General features: G+C 59.6%; 1 pseudogene. It reads left to right on the forward strand.

Going from position 1 to position 1,104, the window contains the following annotated elements:
• A pseudogene (locus EAE93_RS23850) lies at positions 1-1,104 on the forward strand (type IV secretion protein Rhs); the annotation flags it as partial.

The raw sequence follows: 1,104 nt of genomic DNA on the forward strand, positions 1-1,104 counted from the left end.
GCGACCGGGTAGAAATCCGCACCACCGAAGGGGCATCGCTTTACTTTGCCTTACCGGCCGCTTATACCCACAGCGTCAACCCGGACCACCCGGATTTCACCCTCAGCCGGGGAGAACAGGGCTATATTCTCCGGCACCGGGATTCACCGGTTCACAAGTATTTTGCGCTGTCCTCCCCGGCCTCATCCGAAGGGACACAGCGCTGGCGGCTCACGGAACACCGGGACGTGTATGACAACCGGCTGCGGTTTATCTATAACGAGCACGGTCAACTGACACAGGTTCTCCACAGTGACGGGCCGGAGCTGACGCTGCTTTATAACCTGCGCGGACAACTGACCGAGATACTCCGCACCGATGAAAGGTTGCAGGAAGTGATGGCCCGTTATCACTACCATGATAACGGCCGGCTGGCGGAAGCGGACAGCGCCCAGCATTTTCATCTGTATTATGAATATAATGCCCAGGGCCTGATAAGCCGCTGGTCCGATGGCGACCAGACCTGGGTGGATTACCGTTATGATAAACAGGGGCGCTGTACCGACAGTGTGGGGGCCGGCGGCTACTATCCGGTTCACCTGGATTATGCCCCCGGCATCACCCGCTCCACCACCCCACAGGGGCACACCACCACCTGGCATTACAACGACCAGCAATTAATAACTGAAATCCACACCCCGCGCGGCGGCGTGACCCGTTATGACTATGACCGCTGGGGCAATCTGGTCAGACAGATATCACCGGAAGGGGAAACCCTGACGCTGACTTATCTGGCCGATACCGGCCGGGTCACTTCGCTGACGGAGGCCACCGGCGCGGTATGGCAGTACAGCTATGAGGCTGACAGCCTGCAACTGACCGGCATGACCGACCCGCTGCAACGCGCCTGGCTGCCCCGGTATGATGAACAGGGCCAGCCTGCCGGATTTATTGCGCCGGACGGCCGGAAAACCACGCTGACCCGCAATGCCTTCGGACTGGTGACGGCCGAAACAGACCCGGACGGCAACTGCCGCACACAGGAATATGATAAGCATCAGCGGCTGGTGCGGGTGCTGGATGAAGAGAACCGGACCGTCAGTCTGGGTTATGACAGTCAGGACC

It is taken from the genome of Photorhabdus akhurstii (assembly GCF_018448925.1).
Lineage (GTDB): Bacteria > Pseudomonadota > Gammaproteobacteria > Enterobacterales > Enterobacteriaceae > Photorhabdus > Photorhabdus akhurstii.